This window comes from Nocardia sp. NPDC006044, from assembly GCF_042871115.1.
GTDB lineage: Bacteria > Actinomycetota > Actinomycetes > Mycobacteriales > Mycobacteriaceae > Nocardia.
On the sequence record NZ_JBIAID010000002.1, the window covers coordinates 32222 to 57354 of the forward strand.

The window sequence follows — 25133 nt, forward strand, 5'->3', positions numbered from 1 at the left end:
AGCTGAGGCCATACAGTTCAACCAGCAGTCCGAAGAGGAGGGTGCCGCCGATGTTCAAAGGCGCGTTCGAGAAGACGGTGGTCCAGCTACTCGATACCGGGTCTCGCTTGCAGGGGCCCGCGGTCGCCAAATATGTCGACCGGATCCGGCGTTCCCACCCGTCGGAAAGTCCCGCGCAGATCATCGAGCGGCTGGAGAACCAGTACCTGCTCGCGGTGACCGGGAGCGGCGGCGCGGTCGGCGCGACCGCGGCGGTGCCCGGCGTCGGCACGGTCGCGGCCCTGGCCGCGGTCAGCGCGGAGACCACCTTCTTCATGGAGGCCTCGGCCGTGTTCACCCTGGCGGTGGCCGCGGTGCACGGCATCTCGCCGGAGGACCAGGAGCAGCGCCGGGCGCTGGTGCTGGCCGTCGTGCTCGGCGAGGGCGGCATGGACATCGTGCAGAAGACCGTCGGCACCTCGGCGAAGAACTGGGGCACGGTGTTCGCCAACCGGATTCCCGGGCTCTCCTCGATGAACGACTCGCTGCTCAAGCGATTCATCGTCCGCTTCATCACCCGGCGTGCCGCGTTGATGGCGGGCAAGGTCGTGCCCGCGGGCATCGGCGCCGTGATCGGTGGCGTGGGCAACCGGGCCATGGGCAAGACCACGATCAAGAACGCGCGCGAGGCGTTCGGGCCCGCGCCGGTGGTCTGGCCGGCCGACCGGCACCTCATCGTCGATGCCGATCCGCTCACCGCGATCGACCCGACGAAGCCGCAATCGCCCACCAAGCCGTCGTGAGCGCGGTGTCGTCGCTCGCCTTCTCCGTTCGCGGCCTGACCAAGCGCTACGGTCTGGTTTCCGCCATCGAGAACGTGAGTTTCACCGTTGCGTCCGGCAGCACCGCGGCGCTGGTCGGGCCGCACGGCGCGGGTAAGACCACGTTGGCGCGGACGTTGCTCGGGCTGCTCGTGCCGACCTCGGGGACGGCGTCGGTCGGCGGGCCCGGATCGAACCGGGCGCGCGGTGATGCCGATCGCGACGTCAGTTCCGCCCGGGTGGTCGGCGGGGTGCTCGCGCCCCGCGGACTGCACCCCCGCCGGACCGCGCGCGACCATCTGCGGGTTTACGCCGCGGCGGTCGGCGTGTCGGATGGGCGGGTCGAGGAGGTGCTCGAGCTGGTCGGGCTCGGCGAGGAAGCCGGATCGAAGGGCAGCGCGTTGTCGGCCGGCCAGCAGACGCGGCTGGCGTTGGCGACCGCCGTGCTCGGCGATCCGCCGCTGCTGGTCCTGGACGAGCCGATGAACGGCCTCGACGCCGCGGAACGTGGCTGGCTGCAAGACTTTCTGCGCAGGCACGCCAAGCGCGGTGGCAGCGCGCTGGTGACCAGCGAGAGCCTCGCCGCGGTGCTGCCGGGGGCGGACAGTGTGATCGTGCTGAGCGAGGGCGCGGTGGTCTATCAGGGCACGCCGGCTCGGTTGCGGCGCGGCCATCCCGATCGTCTGGTCGTCGCGGCGTCCACGCCGATCGCGCTGGCCACCACACTGGCCGCGCGCGGCTTCACCGACGCGGTGATCCGGCCGGACGGGCGGCTCGCGGTGGCCGAGGCGACCGAGTCCGATATCCGGGACGCGGCGACGGCGGCCCAGGTGCGGCTGGACAGCGTCATCCCCGACCTGATCCATCCCGACCGGGTGCTCGCGTCGTTGACCAAACCGCAGGCTCCGGCCCCCTCGCCCTACCCCGGGCTGTCCGGGGCCGCTCATCATCCGACGCCGATGCCCTACGGAATTCCACGATGATCACGATTGTGCCCCCGGACCTGGTGCCCGCCATCAACTCCGAGGTCCGCAAGGTCGCCACACTGCCGCTGAACCGGATCCTCGCGGGCGCGCCGCTGGTGGTCGCGCTGCTCGCGAGCGTGACCAGCGCGCTGCTGGCGGGCAAGGCCGATCCGCGAAGCGAGCCGGTCACCGGCACCGCGACGATCGGGCTCTACGCCGGCATCGTGGTGGTGGTGCTGGCGGCGGCCGTGTTCGGCGCGGTCGGCAGCGGTGGCGAGTACCGGCATCGGACCATGGCGGTGACCGCGTTGTTCACCGCGGACCGCGATCGGCTCACCGCGGCGAAGCTGGTGGTGACCGGCGTGTTCGCGGTGGCCGTCGCGCTCGCGGTCGAGGCGGTCGCCGTCGTGACGCTGCTGGCGTTCGGGCGCGGCAAGTTCGACGTCGACCTGGAACTGGCGGCGGTGCTCGGCGGCGGATTGTTCGCCGCGGTCTGCTGGTCGGTGATCGGCGCCGGACTCGGCTTGCTGCTGCGTTCGTCGTCGACCGCGATCGCGGTGCTGCTCGGCTGGCTGGTCATCGCCGAGCCGCTGCTCTGGCTGATCGCCGACGGCGTCGGCGCGACCGGTTTCGTCACCCTCTTCCCCGGCTCCGCCACGATCAGCACCGTCGCCGTCGGCTCCTACCCGGACAGCGACTTCCTCGCCCCCACGCCCGCCGCGGTCGTGGTCCTGCTGCTGTGGACCATCGGCATCGGGGGCGCGGGCTGGTGGAATCTGCGTCGCCTCGACCTCTGAGCCATAGCGCGGGAACAAAAGACGTGTCGGTGCGCGTCGTTACCGTGGATGGTTATGGGCGGGGTTGTCGAAGCCAGTGCACACACCGAGTCGCCTGAGCGCGAGCCGGACGGCCCCGGCTGGATTCGCCGGCTGTGGGCCGAAAGCCGTTCGCACCCGGGCACGCTGGCGGGTCTGGCGGCGGCCGTGCTGGCGGGTGCGGCGGTGGAGATCGCCGGGCCGCTGCTGACCAAGCGCGCCGTCGATGCCGCGGGCACCGGCGAGACCGCGGTGATCGGCGTGGTCGCCGGGCTGCTGCTGTTGCTCGCGCTCGGCAGATTCGCGGCCGGATTCGGGCGGCGGCTGCTCGCCGGCAAGCTCTCGCTGGACGTGCAGCATTCGCTGCGGGTGGACCTGCTCGGGTCGCTGCAACGGCTCGACGGGGCGGGGCAGGACGCGATCCGGACCGGGCAGGTGGTGTCGCGGTCGATCACCGATCTGCAGCTGGTGCAGGGCCTGCTCGCGATGGTGCCGCTGTCGACCATGGCGGTGCTGGAGTTCCTGCTCGCCGCGGCGGTGATGCTGTGGTTGTCGCCGCCGCTGGCGGTGCTGGCGCTGCTCGTCGTGCCCGCGATCGCGGTGGTGGTCTACCGGGTCCGGCCGAAGCTCTACGCGGCCACCTGGTCCGCGCAGCAGCGCGCCGCCGATGTCGCGCAGCACGTCGAGGAGACCGTCACCGGCGTTCGCGTGGTGAAGGGGTTCGGGCAGGAGGCCCGGATGGTGGACGTGCTCGAAAAGCACAGTCGCACCCTCTATTCCGAACGGATGCGCGCGGCCGCGGTCGACTCCCGGTTCGCGCCGACGGTGGCCGCGATCCCGCAGCTCGGCATGGTCGGGGTCATCGTGCTCGGCGGGTTGCTCGCGTTGCACGGGACGATCGGGATCGGCACCTTCGTCGCGTTCGCCGCGTACGTCGCGACGATGACCGGGACCGCGCGGATCATGGCCGGCGCGCTGGTGCTCGCCCAGCTGACCCGGGCCGCCGCCGAACGGGTGTATCAGGTGATCGATACCGCGCCGATCGTCACCGATCCACCGGAGCCGACGCCGCTGCCTTCGGGTCCGCTCGGCATCGATATCGACGCGGTGACTTTCGGATTCGACCCGCAGCAGCCGGTGCTGCGCGAGCTGGACCTGACCGTGCGGCCCGGCGAGACCGTCGCGATCATCGGGCCGGCCGGGTCCGGGAAGACCACGTTGTCCCTGCTGCTCCCCCGGTTCTATGCGCCGGACTCGGGCCACATTCGTCTGTTCGGCACCGATGACGATCGCGTCGACCTCGCGGATCTGCGCGGCGCCATCGGCGTCGTGTTCGACGACCCGTTCCTGTTCTCCGACACCATCGCGGCCAATATCGCCATCGGCCGGCCGGAGGCGACCGACGCCGAGATCCGGCAGGCCGCGACCTCCGCCGCGGCGGATGAGTTCATCAGTGAACTTCCCGACGGCTACGACACGGTCGTCGGCGAACGCGGGCTGACGCTGTCCGGCGGGCAACGTCAGCGCATCGCGCTGGCCAGGGCACTGCTGGCTCAGCCGCGCATTCTCGTGCTCGACGACGCGACCTCCGCCGTCGACGCGATCACCGAGGCCGCGATCTTCGGCACGCTGCCCGATCAGGCCGGGCGCACCACCTTGATCCTGGCGCACCGGGAATCGACGCTCGCGCATGCCGATCGGGTCATCCGGCTGCCCGCACCGCTGAGCGCGCACCTGCCCGCACACGGCGCGGCCGCCGCGATTCCCACGACCGTCGCCAACGGCAGCGCGGGCCGCACCTTCGCGGCCGCGGCCGCCGATCTCACCGAAACCCCCGAGCTGCGCCGGAATATCGCGCTGCTGCCGCCCGCCACCGAGCAGCCGCTGCTCGACGCGCGGCGGATGCGGCAGCCCGATCCCGAGTTCCGGCTGACCAGGTTGTTGCGCCCGGTTCGCGGGCTGGTGTGCGCCGCGATCGCACTGCTGCTGCTGGACGCGCTGGTCGGGGTCGCCTTCCCGCCGATCGTGCGGTTCGCCATCGACAGCGGGGTCAGCGGGGACGACGCCGCTGCCCTGGGTGTCGCCGCCGCACTCGGTCTGCTGCTGGTCGCCGCGGGCTGGCTGGTCGGCGCGGCGAACACGCTGATCACCGCGCGCACCGGCGAACGGGTGCTGTACGGCCTGCGCATCCGCAGCTACGCGCACCTGCAACGGCTCGGGCTCGACTACTACGAGCGGGAACTGTCCGGCCGGATCATGACGCGGATGACGACCGATCTCGACTCGCTGTCCACGTTCATGCAGACCGGACTGGCGACCACGCTGATCGGCGCGCTGACCTTCGCCGGGATCGCGGTCGCGCTGCTGGTGATCGACCTGTCGCTGGCATTGGTGGTGCTGGCCACGCTGCCGCCGCTGTTCGTGGCGACCGCGCTGTTCCGCCGGTTCGCGTCGACCGCGTACACCGTGTCCCGGGAGAACGTCTCGACGGTGAACGCCGACTTCCAGGAGAACGTCGCCGGACTGCGTGCGGTGCAGGCCAATCGGCACGAGCCGGTCGCGGCCCGGCGCTTCGCCGAATACTCCGATCGATACCGGCGCAGCCGGATGCGCGCGCAGGCCTCGATCGCGCTGTACTTCCCGTTCGTCACCGCGTGGTCGGGCGTATCGCTGGCCGCGGTGATCTTCGTCGGCGCGCGCGAGGTGGCGGCGGGTACGACGACGGCGGGCACGCTGATCGCTTTCGTGCTGTATCTGGATCTGCTGTTCATGCCGGTGCTCGCGCTGTCACAAGTGTTCGACGGATATCAGCAGGCGCGCGTGGGTCTGCGCCGGATCGGCGAGCTGTTGCGCACGCCCTCGGCGATCGCGACCGATCGGCCCGACTCGGTGCCGATCGAGCGGCGCCTGCGCGGCGAGGTCGTCCTCGACAACGTGCGCTTCCACTACCCCGGTGTCGAAGCGCTCGCCCTGGACGACGTCTCGCTGACCGTTCCGGCGGGCAGCACCCTCGCCCTCGTCGGGCCCACCGGCGCGGGCAAATCCACCATCGTCAAATTGCTGGCCCGGCTCTACGACCTTCCGGCCGACGGCACCGGCGCGATCCGGGTCGACGACACCGACATCCGTGATTACCGTCTCACCGACTATCGCGCCCGGCTCGGCATCGTCCCGCAGGAGGCGCACCTGTTCAGCGGTGACGTCGCGAGCAATATCGCCTTCGGGAAACCGTCCGCGACCGAGGCCGATATCGCCGAAGCCGCGGCCGCGGTCGGTGCGAGCGAGATGATCGCCGCCCTCCCGCACGGCATGCGGCAGCCGGTCGGCGAGCGCGGTCGCGGCCTGTCCGCGGGTCAGCGGCAGCTGATCGCGCTGGCCCGCGCCGAGCTGGTCCGCCCCGACCTGCTCCTGCTGGACGAGGCCACGGCTACCCTCGACCCGGACGCCGAGGCCTCGGTGCTTGCCGCGAGTCGATCGCTGACCCGCGGCCGGACCACCGTCCTCGTCGCACACCGGCTCGGTACGGCCGCACGGGCCGATCGGATCGCCGTCGTCGAGCACGGCCGGATCGCGGAAATCGGGACCCACGCCGAGCTGCTCGCCGCGGCCGGACCGTATGCCGCACTGTGGTCGGCGGCACGTGAGACCGGGGGAATATTCTTGGTTACGGACAAGTCGTCTTCTATGAGGTGAGGTTTGTCGGGTGGTCAGTCGCTCCGTCGGTTTGCTGCTGGGCCTATCCTCAGATAGGGCGCATCGGCGCGATTCCGCTGATCCCCGTGCCGGGCACGTCACAAACGTCGCAGCGCGAAGAACGAAATGAGGCGAACACCTGCTGTGAGCAGCTCAACTTCCCAGTTCGGACAGAACCAGTGGCTAGTCGATGAGATGTATCAGAAGTTCAAGCAAGATCCATCTTCGGTCGATGAGAGTTGGCACGAGTTCCTCGCCGATTACACGCCCGAAGCCACGGGTGATTCCGGTAACAGCTCGGCCGCTCCGGCCGCGGCCGCTCCCGCGCAGGCGCCGACCCCGGCTCCGGCACCCGCGCCGGTGAACTCGGCCCCCAAGGCGAACGCGGCGCCCAAGGCCGCCGCGCCCGCACCGGCCAAGCCCGCGGCCGCCGCGCAGGCGCCGGCGAAGGCCACCGCGCGCACACCGCAGACCACCCCGGCACCGACCTCCAACGCGGCGCCCACCTCCGGCGCCCCGAAGACCGAGACCGCGGCCGACGAGTCCAAGGTGCTGCGCGGCGCCGCGGCGGCGGTAGCCAAGAACATGTCCGCGTCGCTGACCATCCCGACCGCGACCAGTGTGCGCGCCATCCCGGCGAAGCTGATGATCGACAACCGGCTGGTCATCAACAACCACCTGGCCCGCACCCGCGGTGGCAAGATCTCGTTCACGCACCTGCTCGGTTTCGCGATCGTCAAGGCGGTCAACGCCTTCCCGAACATGAACCGGCACTTCGCCGAGATCGACGGCAAGCCGAACGCGGTCACCCCCGCCCACACCAACCTCGGCCTCGCCATCGACCTGCCCGGCAAGGACGGCAACCGGTCGCTGGTTGTCGCGGCGATCAAGGGCACCGAGGCGATGACCTTCGGTCAGTTCCACACCGCCTACGAGGACGTCATCCGCCGCGCCCGCGACGGCAAGCTGACCTCCGACGATTTCTCGGGCGTCACCATCTCGCTGACCAACCCGGGCACCATCGGCACCGTGCACTCGGTGCCCCGCCTCATGCCTGCCCAGGGCGCCATCATCGGCGCGGGCGCGATGGAGTACCCGGCCGAGTTCCAGGGTATGAGCGACGAGCGGATCGCCGATATCGGCGTCGGCAAGCTGATCACGCTCACCTCCACCTACGACCACCGCATCATCCAGGGCGCCGAGTCCGGTGACTTCCTGCGCACCATCCATCAGATGCTGATCTCCGACGAGTTCTACGACGAGATCTTCCACGGCCTGGGAGTGCCGTACGAGCCGGTGCGCTGGCGCAAGGACATTCGCGAACGCGGCGTCGACAAGAGCACCCGCGTGCTCGAGATGATCGCCGCCTACCGCAACCGCGGCCACCTGATGGCGGACACCGATCCGCTGCGGCTGGTCAAGGACAAGTTCCGCAGCCACCCCGACCTGGACGTCACCCAGCACGGCCTGACCCTGTGGGACCTGGACCGCACTTTCAACGTCGGCGGCTTCCACGGCCAGGAGCAGATGAAGCTGCGCGAGGTCCTCTCGGTCCTGCGCGACGCCTACTGCCGCCACGTCGGTGTGGAGTACACCCACATCCTGGAAACCGAGCAGCTGCAGTGGATCCAGGAGCGGGTCGAGCAGAAGCACGTCAAACCGACTGTCGCACAGCAGAAGTACATCCTGAACCGGCTGAACGCGGCGGAGGCCTTCGAGACCTTCCTGCAGACCAAGTACGTCGGGCAGAAGCGCTTCTCGCTCGAAGGCGCCGAGGCCGTCATCCCGATGATGGACGCGACCATCGACCAGTGCGCCGAGCACGGGCTCGACGAGGTCGTCATCGGCATGCCGCACCGCGGCCGGCTGAATGTGCTGGCCAACATCGTCGGCAAGCCCTACTCGAAGATCTTCACCGAGTTCGAGGGCAACATGAACCCGGCCGGCGCGCACGGCTCCGGCGACGTGAAGTACCACCTCGGCGCGCACGGCACCTACCTGCAGATGTTCGGCGACAACGAGATCGAGGTCTCGCTCACCGCCAACCCCTCGCACCTGGAGGCGGTCGACCCCGTGCTCGAGGGTCTGGTCCGGGCCAAGCAGGACCTGCTGGACAAGGGCGACGGCGCGGAGGGCTACTCCGTGATGCCGCTGATGCTGCACGGTGACGCCGCGTTCGCGGGTCAGGGTGTGGTCGCCGAGACGCTGAACCTGTCGGGTCTGCGCGGTTACCGCGTGGGCGGCACCATCCACATCGTGGTGAACAACCAGATCGGCTTCACCACGGCGCCGGAGAACAGCCGCTCCACCGAATACTCCACGGACATCGCGAAGTTCATCGGCGCGCCGATCTTCCACGTGAACGGCGACGACCCGGAGGCCTGCGACTGGGTGGCCCGCCTCGCGGTCGACTTCCGGCAGAAGTTCCGCAAGGACGTCGTGATCGACATGGTCTGCTACCGCCGCCGCGGCCACAACGAGGGCGACGACCCGTCGATGACCCAGCCGGCCATGTACGACGTGATCGACACCAAGCGTTCGGTGCGTAAGGCCTACACCGAGAGCCTGATCGGCCGTGGCGACATCTCGCTGAAGGAGGCCGAGGACGCGCTGCGGGACTACCAGGGTCAGCTGGAGCGGGTGTTCAACGAGGTCCGCGAGCTGGAGAAGTACACCCCGGAGCCGAGCGAGTCGGTCGAGGACGACCAGCGGGTGCCGACCACCGTGCAGACGGCCGTGGACAAGACCATCCTGCAGCGCATCGGCGACGCGTTCCTGAACGTGCCGGACGGGTTCAACGTGCACCCACGGGTCAAGCCGGTGCTGGAGAAGCGTCGCGAGATGGCCTACGAGGGCAAGGTCGACTGGGCCTTCGCCGAACTGCTGGCCTTCGGCACGCTGATCGACGAGGGCCGCGCGGTGCGCCTGACCGGTCAGGACTCGCGGCGCGGCACCTTCACCCAGCGGCACTCGGTGATCATCGACCGCAAGACGGGCGAGGAGTACACCCCGCTGCACAACATCGGCAGCAAGGATCCGGGCTGGTTCGCGGTGCACGACTCCGCGCTGAGCGAGTACGCCGCCGTCGGCTTCGAATACGGCTACTCGCTGGGCAACGAGAACGCACTCGTGTTGTGGGAGGCGCAGTTCGGCGACTTCGTCAACGGCGCGCAGTCCATCATCGACGAGTTCATCTCCTCCGGTGAGGCCAAGTGGGGCCAGCTCTCCGACGTCGTGCTGCTGCTGCCGCACGGCCACGAGGGCCAGGGTCCGGACCACACCTCCGGTCGTATCGAGCGGTTCCTGCAGCTGTGTGCCGAGGGCTCGATGACGGTCGCCGTGCCGTCCACCCCGGCGAACTACTTCCACCTGCTGCGCCGCCACGCGCTGGACGGCATCCGCCGCCCGATGATCGTCTTCACCCCGAAGTCGATGCTGCGCAACAAGGCCGTCGTGTCGGATCTGAAGGACTTCACCGAGAGCAAGTTCCGCTCGGTGTTCGACGAGCCCTCCTACGAGCAGGGCATCGGCGACCGCAGCAAGGTCAAGCGGGTCCTGCTGACCAGCGGCAAGCTCTACTACGAGCTGGCGGCCGAGAAGGCCAAGCAGAAGCGTGAAGACGTCGCGATCGTGCGGATCGAGCAGCTCTACCCGCTGCCCACCTACCGCCTGAACGAGTCGCTCGACCGCTACCCGAACGCGACCGACATCGCGTGGGTCCAGGAGGAACCGGCCAACCAGGGCGCCTGGCCCTTCTTCGGCCTCAACCTCCCCGAGTTGCTCCCCGAGCGCCTCGGCAAACTGCGCCGCATCTCCCGCCGCGCCATGTCCGCACCCTCCTCGGGTTCGAGCAAGGTGCACGCGGTGGAGCAGGCGGAGATCGTCGCCGAAGCCTTCGAACCGACCAACTAGGTAGCTGTGCCCGGACGCCGGGCCGACTCCGCTTTCCGAGCGGAGTCGGCCCGGCGTCCGGCGTTTCCCGGCATCGACACTGGTGGGCGCGGTCAGTAAACTTCGCCACCATGAGCGACGGGGGTACGCCGGTAACCGCCGGCCAGCAGGTTTCGGTCGTTCCCGAGCAGGTTCGTGACGTCGGGAAATACGTCTACGAGTTGGCCGAGGCGCTGCGTTCGGCCTTGGATTCCGCCGCGAAAGACGTGGACGCGCTGACCAACGGGAGCTGGACCGGCGACTCGGCCACCGAGTTCGCCAACGGGTGGACCGACGTCCACGACGGCGGCGTGCAGATCATGTCCGCCCTCACCGGCATGGCGGAGAAGCTCGGCGTCACCGCCGACACGTATCAAGCCCGCGACGCGAACAATGCCGCCGCGTTGAATACCTCCACCCTGGACCTGCCATGAGCTCGGAATTCTCGGTCGACCTCGAGCATCTCGACCAGATCGTCTCCCGCCTTTCCGGGTTGGCCGGCTTCGTCGCCGACCATCTCGACGAAATCGACGACCGGGTCGCCGCCCTGCACGACACCGGCTGGGAAAGCGTTGCCGCCCAGGCCTATGCCGACGCCCATCGCCAATGGGCCACTGGTGCGCGCGAATTCGTCGAGGGAGTGCGGGAGATGAGCGACGCGGCGAAACAAGCGCACGGACGCTACACCCGAGCGATCGAACTCAACAGCAAGATGCTGCAAGGGGGTTGAGCCGTGCGCATCGACTGGCAGATCTACTACGACGCCGCCAAGAAATGCCACGACCTCGCCGCCGATCTCCGTCGCGCGGACAAACCGGTGCACGACGCCGTCAAAGGTGAATGCGCGGGCATGGCCGGTGACGCGCCCGGGTGCAAGGAGTGGGGCGAGAAGTACGACACCGCCGCGCGCGACACGATGCAGTCGTGCACCGACCTCGCGGACGCTCTCACCAATTCGGTTATGTGCTGTACGCGGCCGGATACAACTACGGCATCAACAACAAGAGCAATCCACCACCCGATCGGCCCGTTGTGCACGAGGTGTCGAAATACCAGGTCACCATTCCGACCTCGGTGCGCAACAACGGGATCGGCATCGAACACCACGGTGGTGTTCAGGAACTCTTCGACCTGCTGATCGCAAAAATCATCGAGCAGTTCGGCAAGCTGCCCAATGGCGATATCGCAAAGCTCGCGAAAGCATCATCGACCTGGGCCACTTTCGCCAACCACGAAACGGTTACGGGAGCGGCAGGCCAGCTCACCTCCATCATCGGCCTGTTCGACACCATCGATGACAAAACGAACCTGCCGCCCCTCCTCGACCACCTCGAAACCCTGCGCAACGGCGCGACCCAGGTCGCCGCCGCAGCCCAGAACCTGGCCGGCCCCGTCGCCGAATACCACACCGGCACAGTCGATGTGCGCGCCAACTTCGAATCCTCGATCACCAAGGCCGAATGGGCCATCGGCCTCACCGTGGTCGCCGCCGCAGCCGCCGCCTTCTTCACCTTCGGCGGCAGCGCGGCCGCCGGGGCAGGCGGCGTAGGCGTCATCGCCACCAACACCGTCAACACAATCCGCACCGTCTACCAAGGCAGCAACCTCCTCAAAGCAGTAGGCCTGGCCACCGCCGCCGCCGGAGCCATCGGCGTAGTCAAATCCTTCGACAAAGTCCCCGACCTAACCACCACCCTCACCTCCCTAGCCACCATCATCGCCATGCGCGTGCTGATCGATAACGATGGTCAGCCGAGGCCAGGCGCAAACAATCCTGCGGAGGATCCCAATATCGGCCGGCTCAGCGAGTCCGAACGTGCATCACTCGAGCGGGCACAGCAATTGCACCCTGAACTCGAGCTTCGGGCCGCAGCCGAAGAACGCGACGGCGAATACGTCGACAAAGACGGCAAAACATACGACCAGATGGGTAACCCGAAAACCTCCGAGTACTGGAGCCCCAAAGTGGAACAACAGTTCAAGGATGCCCTCGATGCGCACTTGAATAAATCCATTGACCATACACTGGTAGACTTGACCGGCTTCAGCGAAGAATCGAGGAGATCGATCAAAGAATACGTGGATTCGCTGTCGCCCCAAAAGCGCGAAAAAATTGTACGGATTGGATTCTGATGAGCGTAATAATGTTCTCCCAAGAGGATTCATTCTACGTCCGCAAGGCAGTATTTCGAATGATCCTCGATCGAGCCAAGTCCGAACTCAGTGACCCCACTGACATCGAGGAGCTGGAAATCGCCGAACTAACTGAAGGCATCTCGATGTTCAGGTTGCCGAGCGATCAAGGCTCACGGATTGGCACTGCACTCTTGCACGGGATTCAAACCCTACGGTCCGAGGTCACCTCAGGTAGTCCTACCGAGGAGCCGGTTCGCGAGGGGATAGAAGGCGTCCTCGGTGAACTTATCGAGTTCATGCAAATACACCTGCCATCGAGCCGATAGCCACTGGGATTTATCGGATGAATGAAATCATCGAATACGAGGATCGGTGGCTGCTGTGGCCGTTGCGGGGTAGTCGGGGTGCGCGTATCGAGTGGGGCGCGGATGAATTCGAGCTCTCGATGGATTCGGGGTTTCGGATCGTTGCCGGGTATGGGACAGAGTTGTCACCGCGTTTTTACCGAGGTTTTCCCGACCGGCGCGTGATCACTCACTGGTCGAAGACTGAGGTCGAGCGGATTCTTAAGGCGCCGATAAAAGCTACGGCGTTTTTCAAGAATGGGTGCGTACGACTCGGATTCGGGAAAGGGTGGGTCATGCTTACATCGGAGCATTACCCGGACGTCCCCTTCGCGGTATACTCCGGCGAGGATCTGCTGTGGCGTCGGTCAGGCTTGGTCGAGCAGACGAAATATCCTGTCATTCAAGTTGATCCGTGGACGGGCACTCGAATTACGGCACCGCCGTGGCCGTCTCGTCCGGATGATCTGAACATTGTTTACGATTCGGATGATATCAACGGTTGAGTGAGGCTGGCGGCGGCCTGAGAGTTGCCGGGTGGGGTTGGACGAAAGTTCTTGCGGCAGGGCACTACACGGGGTACCTGCTGGCCTCGATCTGAAATCCTCACTTCTGGGCCTACACAGCGACATCACCAGATGGAAGCAACCATTTGCGGCTTCGGAAGCCCCTGGAAGTGGGGGCATTTTGGTGAATCAATGTGGCGCTCGTCACATTAGTTCTGGTTCTGGGGGATCGTCGGATATGAATATCCCTGTCGATCAATATCAACGCTTCGATTCGTCTGGGGGACAAGGCGTTCCATAGCGGTCGGGGGCGGGAGAGAAAGCCTAAATGTTCCAAAAGACTGTCATGCGCGCGGGCCGCAACATCCTCACGGTCGTTCTGCCCTTCGCGGTAGTGGCAACCCTCGCCAACGCGGGCACCGCGTCGGCGACCGAACTCGCGGACCAGCAGGCTCGGTGGGCCGACAGCCTGTCGGCGACCGGCGCCGAGCAAGGCGTCGAATACAAGACGACCACGTCTGCGGACCTGAAGTCCGTCTCCACCGTGCTGAACAGTGGCAAGTTCACCCTGACTGCGGATTCGTCGGCGGTGCGGGTGGAATCCGCCAGCGGCGCGAAGGTCACCGAGTTCCCGATGTCGATGAAGTCGGCCGCGGGCAACACGATCGCGCTGGCCCCGCAGATTTCCCCGGACGGGAAGACCCTGACCGTCACCCCGCAGGTGACCCAGGAAATCGCCGGTGAACTGAAGAACGTCGCCGCCGGCGACCTGAAGCCCATCGCGACCAACCCGGACGCGCAGAACCACGACCCGGTGGCCAACGGCCTCGCGGCCGGCGCCCTCACGGGCCTCGGCGTCGCCGCCATCCTGTGCATCCCGGCCATCCTGGTCTTCATCGTCGGCTACTTCGCCTGCATCATCGCCAGTGGCATCAGCTACGTCGTGTTCGCCGCGGTGATCGGCGCGATCCTGGGCGCCGTCGCACCCCAGGTCATCCCGCAGGTTCTGCCCTGATGATCACCTGACCGGGATATTTACCCCGGTCGCAAGTATCGGCTCCGCACAGGGCCGGCGCAGCATCCCGGACGCCGGGTCGACACCGCCGAAAAGCGATATCGACCCGGCGTTCGGCATCTCCGAGGTCGGCACCGGCGACCGCGTTCAGCCGCCGAGCGGCGCCCACCGTCGCCAGTACCCGAATTTTCTTATTTGCGAGGATGTCACGGTGCATCTGTTGTTGCGGGTGGCCGTTGTCGCCGCCGTGCTCACCTCGGCCGGTTGCTTGCCGGACAATTCGAAACCACAAGCGGCCGAGACGACTACAACCAGCAACCAGCCGGGGGACCGACAGCGCACCGGGGCGCTCGCCGAGGGAGCACGAATGGCGGAAGCGCTTGTGTTACCAGCGGAAGTCGACCCGGCGCTGGTCCGTCCGGGTGAGTCCGGAGTCTTGACCAGGGCGATGCTGTTGGTCAGCGTCGGGCACAACCCGGTGATTCGAGACGCCGCGACGAAGAACGGGCTGGTAACCGGGTTCATCACCTCGGGCTCGGACGCGTCCGGTGGGTCGTCCGAAAAGGTTCTGACACAGGGCATCATGCGGTTTCCAGACAGCTCGGCGGCGATTCGCGCCGCGGAGGATCTCGGCGACGCGGCGCTGTCGTCGCGAGGAATGTTGGAAACGGATGCACGCCGGGCAGTTTCGATTCCCGGATCCCCCGGTATCCGATTCAGCCTGTACAGCATGCACAACACTTCGAACGGGACCGATCGCGTCGACAGCATGGCGTTCACTCCGCATGCCGAGTACGTCATCTTCACTCGCGTGTCCGCGCGGTCCGATGAACAAGCGGCGGCGGCGACGATACGAGCCACTGAACTACAACGCCCGCTGCTCGATTCCTTCGCCCCTACGGACGACGCGAAGCTAGCCGACCTCACCGCGGACCCAGAGGGGATGTTCGCGCTCTCCGTAGGAAAGGGCTCCGCCGAGTCCGGCAGTTACGGCCCGCGTGGCGCCGCGCTTTTCGCATTTGACCAACTGGTCGCCCTGAAGGTGTTCCAGGACACCGGAATGACGGCGGCGGGCGTCCGCGGTACCTACGTGTACCGCACACGTGATCCGGAAGCGGCGAAACGGCTCGGGCAGGCACTGGCGGATTCCGCGATTCGCCTTCGCAAGATTCGGGACGCCGGCCTCGTCCCCGCGGCAAACCCACCGGATGCCGGTGCCGCGCGCTGCTGGTCGATCACCGATGGCGGTAACAACAGCTGGCATTGTGTTGTGCCCGAAGGGCGTTACGTCGGTGAGATTTGGGCCCGTGATGCGACCGAGGCGCACGATCTGACGACAAAACAGCAGCGCGCCTTTGCTGCGGCTCGGTAAACGACTGAACCGACGAGCGCAGACTCAGTCGCGCAACGCCGCCGCCAGCGCCGGGCTGAGGGCAAGTGCGGGAAGCGATTCCACCAGCAGGTCGATGAGTTGAACACGAGGGATGGGTTTTTCGCTCATCCAGGTGAGGATCGTTTCCTCGACGAAGGCGATCCAGCCGCGTAGGGCGAGGGTCAGGCGGGGCAGGTCCGGATCGTCAGGCGGGATCGATAGTTCGGCGAGCACGAGTTCGGCTATCGCACTGCGGGATTCGTTGACGTAGGTGACCATGCCGGGGTTGTAGCTGGACGGTCCGCGCAGGATCGCGTGGTACGCGGCGCGATTGTCTTCGACGTAGTCGACGTAGCGTTCGACCGAATCGCGCAGCATGTCGAACAGTCCGAGGCTGCGGTCCGGCGCGGTGGCGGTGAGGAACTCGGCGCTGACGTGCCGCGCGATCGCCTCGTGGAATTCGCCGACGGAGGCGAAGTAGTGGAACAGCAACCCGCGGGAGATGCCCGCTTCCTTGGCGATGTCGTCGACGGAGATGTCTTGGAGCGCGCGCTCGGCGAGCATTTCGGCCCCGAGGGTGATCAGTTGCAGGCGGCGTTCGTCCGGGCTGAGCCGGACACGCTTGGACTCTCCCGGACCGGAACGACTGATACTCACACCGACATCCTACTGAACGTGATTCAATACTGTTGACTGATGCTCAATAAGCCTCTACGCTCGGGTACATGAGTCGCAAGGTTACAGACAAAGCTGTCGGCGACCGGCCAGTCCGCCGCGTCAAGACGATCATCATCGGCGGCGGGTTCTCGGGCCTCGGTCTAGCCATCCGGCTGAGCCAGCAGGGACGCAACGACTTCCTGGTGCTCGAGCGCGGCGGCGATGTCGGCGGCACCTGGCGCGACAACACCTACCCCGGTGCGGCCTGCGACGTCCCCTCACACCTGTACTCGTACTCGTTCGCGCTCAACCCGGACTGGTCGCGCTCGTTCTCCCGGCAGGGCGAGATCCAGAAGTACATCCAGGGTGTGGCGAAGAAGTACCAGGTCTACGACAAGCACATCTTCGACTGCGACGTGACCAGCGCCCGCTGGAACAACGACACCTCCCGCTGGGAGGTCGAATCGACTCAGGGCAGCTTCGTCGCCGAGACCGTGGTCTCCGCGGTCGGCGCGCTGTGCGAGCCCGCGCTGCCGGATATCAAGGGCATCAACGACTTCCAGGGTGAGACCTTCCACTCCGCCCGCTGGAACCACGACGCGGACCTGACCGGCAAGCGGGTCGCGATCATCGGCACCGGCGCCTCGTCCATCCAGATCGTGCCCGCGATCGCGAACAAGGTCGCCCACCTCGACGTCTACCAGCGCACCGCCCCGTGGCTGCTGCCCCGCCTGGATCGCCCGTACACCACACTCGAGCGGCTCGCGTTCAAGCACGTGCCCGGCTTCCAGCGCCTGTCCCGCGCGGCCATCTACGCCGCGCGCGAGACCCAGGTCGTCGGGCTGGCCAAGATCCCCGCGCTGATGGGTGCGTTCGAGCTGATCGCCAAGGCCAAGCTGCGCGCCGAGGTGCGCGATCCCGAGCTGCGCGCCAAGGTCACGCCGAACTTCCGCATCGGCTGCAAGCGCATGCTGATCTCGAACAACTACTACCCCGCGATCAGCAGGGACAACGTGGACGTGGTCACCGACGGCATCGCCGAGGTGCGGGCGAACTCGATCGTCACCCAGGACGGCACCGAACGCGAGATCGACGCGCTCATCGTGGCGACCGGCTTCCACGTCACCGACTCGCCGACCTACGAGACCATCTCCGGTCGCGACGGGCGCACGCTGAGCGAGGTCTTCGACGAGATCGGCCAGCAGGCCTACAAGGGCGCGACCATCGCCAACTTTCCCAACATGTTCTTCCTGCTCGGCCCGAACGTCGGCCTCGGCCACACCTCGATGGTGTACATGATCGAATCGCAGCTGAACTACGTCGCCGACGCGCTCGCCACGGTCGACAAGCTCGGCCTGCGAACGGTGGAGGTACGCCGCGACGTGCAGGACGAGTTCAACCAGGACCTGCAGCGCAAGCTGAGCAAGAGCGTCTGGCTCAACGGCGGCTGCGCCAGCTGGTACCTGGACAAGCACGGCAACAACACCACGCTGTGGCCCGACTTCACCTTCGAATTCCGTAGGCTCACCCGGTCGTTCGATGTGGACGCCTACCAGACCACCATCCAGTCCGAAGCCGACCTGAAAGTAGGGGCACCCCAGTGAGCAAAGACGCTTACTTCGAGAACAAAGTCTGTGTGATCACGGGAGCCGGCTCCGGCATCGGTCGTGCGCTCGCGGAGAACCTGGCCAAGCGCGGCGCGAAGCTGGCGCTGTCCGACATCGACACCGAGGGCCTGGCCGAGACCGTGCGCCGCTGCGAAACCCTCGGCGCCGAGGTCAAATCCGATCGGATCAATGTCGCCGAGCGCGAGGCCGTGCTGCTCTACGCGGACGCGGTGAAGGCGCATTTCGGCAAGGTGCACCAGATCTACAACAACGCGGGCATCGCCTACCACGGCGACGTGATCAAGTCCGAGTTCAAGGACATCGAACGGATCATGGACGTCGACTTCTGGGGCGTGGTCAACGGCACCAAGGCGTTCCTGCCGTTCCTGATCGAGTCCGGCGACGGCCACGTGGTCAACGTGTCCAGCCTGTTCGGCCTGATCGCGGTTCCCGGCCAAAGTGCTTACAACGCGGCCAAATTCGCGGTGCGCGGGTTCACCGAGTCGCTGCGTCAGGAGATGCTGGTCGGCAAGCACAAGGTCAAGGTCACCTGTGTGCATCCCGGCGGCATCAAGACCGCCGTCGCGCGCAACGCCACCTGGGCCGAGGGCATCGACGGCGCGAAGGCGGCCTCGATGTTCGACGCGAAGCTGGCCATGCACACCCCGGAGATGGCCGCGCAGACCATCACCGAGGGCGTGCGCAAGGGCCACGGCCGGGTGCTGATCGGCTGGGAGGCCAAGCTGCTCGACGTGTTCGTCCGCGTCACCGCCTCCGGCTACCAGCGCATCGCCGCCGTCGTGAACCGTCCGTTCCTACCCTGATTCGAGTTCGAAAGATTATGCGGGACATCAATCTTCCGCTGCCCGTCGCCCGAGCGGTGCTGCGTCCGATCTTCCGCGCCACGCTGAACCAGCGGGCGCCGTGGCGGATGCAGCGCCTGCTGCTCGAAGTGGGCTCGGCAGCGCAACTGGTGCCCGCGGGCACCATCATCGATCAGATCCGGCTCGGCGGCAGGCCCGCCGAGAAGATCACCGCCACCAAGACGCCCCGCGGCGCGGTGCTCTATCTGCACGGCGGCGGTTACGCGGTCGGCTCGCCGGCCACGCACCGGTCGCTGGCCGCGCGGCTGGCGCACCAAACCGGTTCGACCGTGTACGTTCCCGACTACCGGCTGGCCCCGGAGCACCCCTTCCCGGCCGCGCTCGACGACGCCGAGGCGGCGTTCCTGGAGCTGGTACAGGGCTCGGGCTACCTGCCGGGCCAGATCGCCCTGTCCGGTGATTCGGCGGGCGGCGGTCTGTCCCTGGCTACCGCGCAGCGCTTGATCGCCCGGCACGGGTATACGCCGGCCGCGCTCGGCCTGATCGCGCCGTGGACCGACCCGAATCAGATTCCCGAGCGGGACAGCGATCTGGTGATCAACCGCCGGTGGTCGCGCGCCTGTGCCGCCGCCTATCTCGGCGACGGGGATTCCAGTGATCCTGGTTACGCGCCGCTCACCGGTGAATTGGTCGGCCTGCCGCCGACCTATGTGCAGGTCGACGTGGACGAACTGCTGCACGGGCAGTGCGGCGATCTGGTCGAGGCCCTGCGCAATGCGGGCGTGCCGGTCCGGTTCACCGAGAGCAAGGGCCTGTGGCACGTCGCGCAACTGCAAGCCGCGCTGGTCGCCCCGGCCGCCGCGGCGCTGAGCGAACTGGCGGCGTTCCTGCGGGAAGCGATTCAGCCGGCCGAATTGCGGGACTTAGGATAACTACGACACGGGTCCGTACTCGGCGGTTACGCACGGATCCGGTTCTGGTGGTCGACCTCACGGCCCTGACCAAGGTGTCGTAGATTACTGGCGAGTAAACCCACGTGGAAGGGCACTGATGCGAGAGTTCGAAGTCCCGGCTTCCTACACCATTCCGGAAGACGCGAACAATTCCGACAACGTCTTCCGGCATGCCGAACAGTCGCCGGACGCGGTGCTGTTCAACGTGCCGAACGGCAGTGGTGGCTGGCAGGACGTGACGGCCGCGCAGTTCGCGAAGACCGTCACCGGCGTGGCCAAGGGACTGATCGCCTCGGGCATCGAACTGGGCGACCGGGTCGCCATCATGGCCCCCACCCGGTACGAGTGGGCCGTGCTCGACTTCGCCATCTGGGCCGTCGGCGGCTGCACCGTCGCCATCTACGACAGCTCGGCCGCCGAGCAGGCCAAGTGGATCCTGCAGGACTCCTCGACCAAGCTGCTGTTCGTCGACAGCGACAAGCACCGCGCGATCATCGATGAGATCGAGCCCGCGGCGCTGACCGAGCTGAAGGAGACGCTGCAAATCGACAAGGGCGTCGTCGACGAGCTGACCGCCCGCGGCAAGGACCTGGACGACCAGGCCGTGCACGATCGGCGCAAGCAGGTGAACGCGGCCTCCCCCGCCACCCTGATCTACACCTCCGGCACCACCGGGCGGCCCAAGGGCGTCATGCTCTCGCACGCCAACCTGTACGCCGAGTCCCGCTCGGACGGGATCGCGCTCGGCACGTTCATCCGGCCGGGCAAGAAGACGCTGATGTTCCTGCCGCTGGCGCACGTGTTCGCCCGCGCGGTCGCGCTGGTCGCGTTCGACGCCAAGGTGACCGTCGCGCACACCTCCGACTGGTCCACCCTGGTCGACCAGTTCGGCAGCTACCAGCCGCACTTCATCCTCTCGGTGCCGCGGGTGTTCGAGAAGGTGTTCAACAGCGCGAAGCAGAAGGCGCACGACGGCGGCAAGGGCAAGATCTTCGACGCGGCCGCGGAAACCGCCATCGCGTGGAGCGAGTCGCTGGACAACGGCGGGCCCGGGCTGGTGCTCAAGCTCAAGCACGCGCTGTTCGACAAGCTGGTCTACAGCAAGCTGCGCACCGCGCTCGGCGGCCAGTGCGAGGCCGCGGTCTCCGGCGGCGGACCGCTCGGCGCGCGCCTCGGCCACTTCTTCCGCGGTGTCGGCGTCACCATCTACGAGGGTTACGGCCTCACCGAGACCACCGCGGCAATCACCGTGAACACCCCGGAGAACATCCGGGTCGGCTCGGTGGGCCAGCCGATCGAGGGCCACGGCGCGAAGATCGCCGAGGACGGCGAACTGCTGTTGCGCGGGTCGGTGGTGTTCGACGGCTACTGGGGCAACGAGGAAGCCACCAAGGAAGCCTTCCAGGACGGCTGGTTCAAGACCGGCGACCTCGGCGCCATCGACGCGGACGGGTTCATCACCATCACCGGCCGCAAGAAGGAACTGATCGTCACCGCGGGCGGCAAGAACGTGTCCCCCGCGCTGCTCGAGGACTCGCTGCGGGCCAACCCGCTGATCAGTCAGGTGATGGTGGTCGGCGACGGGCAGCCGTTCGTCGCCGCGCTGATCACCCTGGACCCGGAGGCGCTGCCGGGCTGGAAGAAGAACCACAACCTGCCCGAGGACACCCCGATCGAGAAGCTGATCGAGAACCCGGAGCTGATCGCGGATGTCGACGCCGCGGTCGCCGAGACCAACAAGAAGGTCTCGCATGCCGAGGGCATCAAGAAGGTCCGCATCCTGCCGATCGACTGGACGCAGGAGACCGGGGAGCTCACCCCGAAGCTGTCGCTCAAGCGCGCTGTGGTGATGAAGCAGCACGCCGACGATGTAGCCAAGATCTACAACTGAGTAGCAATCCTGCGGACCGTACGCGAGTTCCCTTCGCCTACAGCGATTTCGACTCGACCAGCCGGCTGATTTCGTGAGAACATGGGTAACTCGCCGGGTACCGGCTCACCCAGCCGGCTGGTCGACCGCCAGCCGCCAACGCCACTACCGCGGCACATGGTCTGGCCTGAAAACGCGGAGAGGCGGGGGAGCGATGACTGACGGCGCAAGGAAATTGCTCGATGAAATCCAGGCGGAGCTGGCGCCGCGCGAGGCGGACAACCGGCTTGTTCCACTGATCGCCTCGGGCAAGGCGGCGCGGGCGGTGTTCGCCGCGATCGCCACCGAGGAGTGGCGGATCACCGGGAGCGACTGGCGAAGTTTTCACGAGATGGCGGCGCGGGCGGCGGACACGCAGGCCCGCGCGTTCTTCGGCATGCTCGCGCCCGGTGAGCAGCAGGCGCAGGGGATGCTGGACGCGCTCTTCGCCGCGGCCGGCGCGGATCCGGGAACCGAACTGCCGCGGGCCGGATGTCAGGCGTACCCCGCGTATGTGGCGTGGCTGGCGGTGAACGGCGAATCGTCCTCGGTCGCCGCCGGGATCTACGCGAACTTCGCCACCTTCGGCGCGTACTGCCGCGACGTGGCCGCGGGCATGCGCGAGCACTACGGATTCGACGACGCGGCCTGCGCGTTCTTCGACTTCTACGCCACCGACGTGCCCGAAATCGAACAGCAGGCCATTCGTGCCATCCAGGCCGGGCTCGACTCCGGACGCCTCAAACGCGACGAAGCGCACCTCTACGCCCGCCTCTTCCAAAGCTACGAACTCATGTTCTGGAACACCCTCGCCGACGAGTTCGCCGCTTGACGCGGTCGACAAGCGTCATTGAATGGTCACATTCCTGGGCCTATCCCGGCAGTACGCTCGGATTCATGGCCGATCTGCGATCGCGGGTGGCGGCCGGGATCGTCTCGGCAGCTGCGACGCTCGGCGTCGCGGAGCTGCTCGCGGCGTTCTTCGGCCCCGACAGCGCGCCCCTCAACGCCCTCGGCGCGACCGTGGTGGACCACACGCCGGACGGGGTGCGCGAATGGGCGATCACCACGTTCGGTACGAGCGACAAGACCGTGCTGTATATCTGCATGGCGGTGGTCGCGGTAGTGGTCGCCGGACTGGCCGGAGCGCTCGAACGTACTTCGCGCACAGCGGGTTCGACGATTCTCGCGATCTTCGGTGTGGTGGCGGCGATTGTCGCGGCCGGGCGGACCGGTTTGTCCGGGGCGTTACCGACCATCGTCGGTGTGGCAGTCGGTATCTATGCGCTGCGCGTCCTGACCCGCCGGATCGACGCGGTTGCCGAAGCATCCGAACCGGCCGGAGAACAGAGCCCTGCGTCGGAGGCGCCTCCGACGGGTGAAACCGACAGCGCCGGAACGAGATCCGCAGCAGCGGCGGCGCGCCCGACAACCACCGACAGCCCGGCCGAGTCAGCAGTGCCCGCAGATTCGGCAACGGTCAATAAAGCCGCGCACACAGGGGACAGCGCTGCCTCCGATAACACCGCCGATTCGCCAACAGCCGCTAAAGCCGAGCCCACAGGAGGCACCGCTGCCTCCGCCGATTCGGCAACGGTCGATAAGGCCGCATCCGCGGGAGGCCCAGCTGCTATCGGCAGCACCGATGACTCGGCTGCGGCGGGTGCGACCGAGCCGGGGGCAGCCACCGCGACGTCGGACTCCGCCACAGCTGAGCGAGCAGCGGCGGGACCCGAACGGCGGCGGGTGCTGCAAGGTCTGGCCATCGTCGGCGGTCTTGCCGTGGCCACCGGCGTCGGCGGCAAAGTGCTCGGGTTGCGGCGGCGGGACGTGTCGGGTGAGCGGGCGGCGGTCGAATTGCCGCAGCCGGTCGCACCCGAGGTGCCGATCGCTCCGGGCGCGGATCTTCGAGTGCCGGGGCTGACTCCGTACCTCACCGCCAACTCCGACTTCTATCGCATCGACACCGCGCTGATCGTGCCGCAGTTGTCCAAGGACGACTGGTCGCTGCGTATTCACGGCATGGTGGATCGCGAGATCCGGCTCAGCTGGGCGGATTTGGCGAATCGTCCGGTGCTGGAGCGGCTGGTGACGCTGGCCTGCGTGTCGAATCCGGTCGGCGGCGATCTGATCGGCAACGCGCGCTGGCTCGGCTATCGTCTGGACGAATTGCTGGCCGAGGCCGGTCCGCACCCCGACGCGGACATGGTGCTCTCGCGCAGCGTCGACGGCTTCACCGCGGGCAGCCCGCTGTCCGTGCTCACCGACGGTCGCGACGCCATGCTCGCGGTCGGCATGAACGGCGAGCCGCTGCCCGTCGCGCACGGCTACCCCGCCCGGCTGGTGGTCCCCGGCCTCTACGGTTACGTCTCCGCCACCAAATGGGTGACCGAACTGGAGGTCACCCGATTCGACCGGGCCACCGCCTACTGGACCCGCCGCGGCTGGTCCGCGCTCGGCCCGATCAAGACCGGCACCCGCATCGACACCCCGCGCGGCCGCGGCCGAATCCAGCCGGGCCGCACCACCATTGCCGGCGTCGCCTGGGCCCAGCACCGCGGCATCCGCGCCGTCGAGGTCCAGATCGACAACGGCAACTGGCAACCCGCCCGCCTCGCCGACGAACAATCCGTCGACACCTGGCGCCAATGGACCTTCGACTGGGACGCCACCCCCGGCCCGCACACCCTCCGCGCCCGCAGCACCGACGGCCCCGGCGACGTCCAAACCGCCGCCCGCGCCGACGTAGTCCCCGACGGCGCCACCGGCTACCCCTCCGTCACCATCCAGGTCGGCTGAATCGCGGTTCGCACCGCGAAACTGTCCCGTGTATCTACCGGATAGGATCGGCGGGAATCCGTCCCCCGCCCGGAGGAGCGCCGCGTGTCTGCCGTATTCGATTGGGCCAAGGAAGAGAACCTGCAACCAGCACCGATTACGGTGGCGATCTGGAAAGAGCTTCCTGAAGCCTTCTGTCGCCTTGTCGAGATCGTGAACGGTGAAGCTGTCCGGGCCGAGTCACCAACACGCGCGCATCAGAAGGCCGCGAGACGGATCGCTGAGCTGATCGAGACGGCTGCTGCGGCGCACGTGGATCAGTACCGCGATGGGTGCCTGGATGTGAACACAGACTTCGATGTCGTGCTGTGGGAGTTCCCCGAGGCCACCATCCGACGGCCGGATGTGGCGCTCTTCGACTGCGCCCCAGACGATCTCCGCCCGCTACCCGCGTCGATGGTCAAGCTTGTGGTCGAGGTTGTGTCACCAGGGTCTGAGAAGACCGATATCGCCGAGAAGAAGGCCGAATACGCGCTCGCCGGCATCCCTTGGTATTGGATTGTCTGGATCGCGGACAATCAGGTCTCATCGATCCAGATCCATGTCCTGGATCACGCATTCGGCCAGTACCGTCTACATGCCCAACTGAAGCCAACCACCGTGGAGACCATCGTGGAGATGCCGATTCAGATCGAGGTCGACTGGGAACGGCTCTCCGCCCTTACTCTTTGACTTCCTGTGCGTAGTCGCCGGAGCCCGGCGTCCACCTCTCCCAGGTAGCACTGCGCCCCAGGGACGAGGGTCCTTGGGGCACAGTGGTTTTGGGTGA

19 protein-coding genes are annotated in these 25133 nt (G+C 67.1%); 18 read left to right on the top strand and 1 reads right to left on the bottom strand.

Features of this window, described 5'->3' with window-relative positions:
• The first annotated feature begins 50 nt into the window (after window positions 1-50).
• The 11 genes from ACFYO1_RS17680 (at window position 51) to ACFYO1_RS17730 (ending at window position 15576) form a co-directional block, all read left to right on the top strand.
• Complete coding sequence (locus ACFYO1_RS17680; RefSeq protein WP_387231999.1) at window positions 51-782, top strand: hypothetical protein; 732 nt, start codon at window positions 51-53, stop codon at window positions 780-782.
• Window positions 779-1783 (top strand): ABC transporter ATP-binding protein, encoded by a 1005-nt coding sequence (locus ACFYO1_RS17685; RefSeq protein WP_387232001.1) that lies wholly within the window; start codon window positions 779-781, stop codon window positions 1781-1783. Before ACFYO1_RS17680 ends, ACFYO1_RS17685 begins: the two co-directional genes overlap by 4 nt.
• Window positions 1780-2562, top strand: a complete 783-nt coding sequence (locus ACFYO1_RS17690) for an ABC transporter permease (RefSeq protein WP_387232003.1) — start codon at window positions 1780-1782, stop codon at window positions 2560-2562. The genes ACFYO1_RS17685 and ACFYO1_RS17690 overlap by 4 nt, the downstream gene beginning before the upstream one ends.
• A 54-nt stretch (window positions 2563-2616) precedes the next feature.
• Window positions 2617-6273, top strand: coding sequence for an ABC transporter ATP-binding protein (locus ACFYO1_RS17695; protein WP_387232004.1), 3657 nt, complete (start codon window positions 2617-2619; stop codon window positions 6271-6273).
• A gap of 126 nt (window positions 6274-6399) precedes the next feature.
• Window positions 6400-10185, top strand: a complete 3786-nt coding sequence (locus ACFYO1_RS17700) for a multifunctional oxoglutarate decarboxylase/oxoglutarate dehydrogenase thiamine pyrophosphate-binding subunit/dihydrolipoyllysine-residue succinyltransferase subunit (protein ID WP_387232005.1) — start codon at window positions 6400-6402, stop codon at window positions 10183-10185.
• A 110-nt stretch (window positions 10186-10295) separates the two neighbouring features.
• Window positions 10296-10637, top strand: coding sequence for a WXG100 family type VII secretion target (locus tag ACFYO1_RS17705; RefSeq protein WP_387232007.1), 342 nt, complete (start codon window positions 10296-10298; stop codon window positions 10635-10637).
• Window positions 10634-10933 carry a WXG100 family type VII secretion target gene (locus tag ACFYO1_RS17710; protein ID WP_387232009.1) on the top strand — a complete coding sequence of 100 codons (300 nt, stop codon included), beginning with the start codon at window positions 10634-10636 and terminating at the stop codon, window positions 10931-10933. The genes ACFYO1_RS17705 and ACFYO1_RS17710 overlap by 4 nt, the downstream gene beginning before the upstream one ends.
• Window positions 10934-11166: 233 nt before the next feature.
• Complete coding sequence (locus ACFYO1_RS17715) at window positions 11167-12336, top strand: hypothetical protein (RefSeq protein ID WP_387232011.1); 1170 nt, start codon at window positions 11167-11169, stop codon at window positions 12334-12336.
• A 346-nt stretch (window positions 12337-12682) separates the two neighbouring features.
• On the top strand, window positions 12683-13189 hold the full coding sequence (locus tag ACFYO1_RS17720) for a hypothetical protein (RefSeq protein ID WP_387232012.1): 507 nt from the start codon (window positions 12683-12685) through the stop codon (window positions 13187-13189).
• A 328-nt stretch (window positions 13190-13517) separates the two neighbouring features.
• Window positions 13518-14204, top strand: a complete 687-nt coding sequence (locus tag ACFYO1_RS17725) for a hypothetical protein (protein WP_387232014.1) — start codon at window positions 13518-13520, stop codon at window positions 14202-14204.
• Window positions 14205-14415: 211 nt separating this feature from the next.
• Complete coding sequence (locus tag ACFYO1_RS17730) at window positions 14416-15576, top strand: hypothetical protein (protein WP_387232015.1); 1161 nt, start codon at window positions 14416-14418, stop codon at window positions 15574-15576.
• A 24-nt stretch (window positions 15577-15600) separates the two neighbouring features.
• Here ACFYO1_RS17730 and ACFYO1_RS17735 read toward each other — a convergent pair whose 3' ends face one another.
• Window positions 15601-16227: a TetR/AcrR family transcriptional regulator gene (locus ACFYO1_RS17735; protein ID WP_387235170.1), complete on the bottom strand. Its 627-nt coding sequence runs from the start codon at window positions 16225-16227 to the stop codon at window positions 15601-15603.
• 74 nt (window positions 16228-16301) lie between these two features.
• On the opposite strand from ACFYO1_RS17735, the gene ACFYO1_RS17740 reads away from it, so the two are divergent.
• From ACFYO1_RS17740 to ACFYO1_RS17770, 7 genes are all read left to right on the top strand, one after another.
• Window positions 16302-17837, top strand: coding sequence for a flavin-containing monooxygenase (locus tag ACFYO1_RS17740; protein ID WP_387232017.1), 1536 nt, complete (start codon window positions 16302-16304; stop codon window positions 17835-17837).
• Window positions 17834-18664, top strand: a complete 831-nt coding sequence (locus tag ACFYO1_RS17745) for an SDR family NAD(P)-dependent oxidoreductase (protein WP_387232019.1) — start codon at window positions 17834-17836, stop codon at window positions 18662-18664. Before ACFYO1_RS17740 ends, ACFYO1_RS17745 begins: the two co-directional genes overlap by 4 nt.
• A 17-nt stretch (window positions 18665-18681) precedes the next feature.
• The gene (locus tag ACFYO1_RS17750) at window positions 18682-19596 is read left to right on the top strand and encodes an alpha/beta hydrolase (protein WP_387232021.1); all 915 of its coding nucleotides are present in this window, start codon (window positions 18682-18684) and stop codon (window positions 19594-19596) included.
• Window positions 19597-19714: 118 nt separating this feature from the next.
• Window positions 19715-21508 (top strand): AMP-dependent synthetase/ligase, encoded by a 1794-nt coding sequence (locus tag ACFYO1_RS17755; RefSeq protein WP_387232022.1) that lies wholly within the window; start codon window positions 19715-19717, stop codon window positions 21506-21508.
• 193 nt (window positions 21509-21701) lie between these two features.
• Window positions 21702-22358, top strand: a complete 657-nt coding sequence (locus tag ACFYO1_RS17760; protein WP_387232024.1) for a hypothetical protein — start codon at window positions 21702-21704, stop codon at window positions 22356-22358.
• Window positions 22359-22423: 65 nt separating this feature from the next.
• On the top strand, window positions 22424-24325 hold the full coding sequence (locus ACFYO1_RS17765; RefSeq protein ID WP_387232026.1) for a molybdopterin-dependent oxidoreductase: 1902 nt from the start codon (window positions 22424-22426) through the stop codon (window positions 24323-24325).
• Window positions 24326-24409: 84 nt separating this feature from the next.
• On the top strand, window positions 24410-25036 hold the full coding sequence (locus ACFYO1_RS17770; RefSeq protein ID WP_387232028.1) for a Uma2 family endonuclease: 627 nt from the start codon (window positions 24410-24412) through the stop codon (window positions 25034-25036).
• Window positions 25037-25133: the final 97 nt, after the last annotated feature.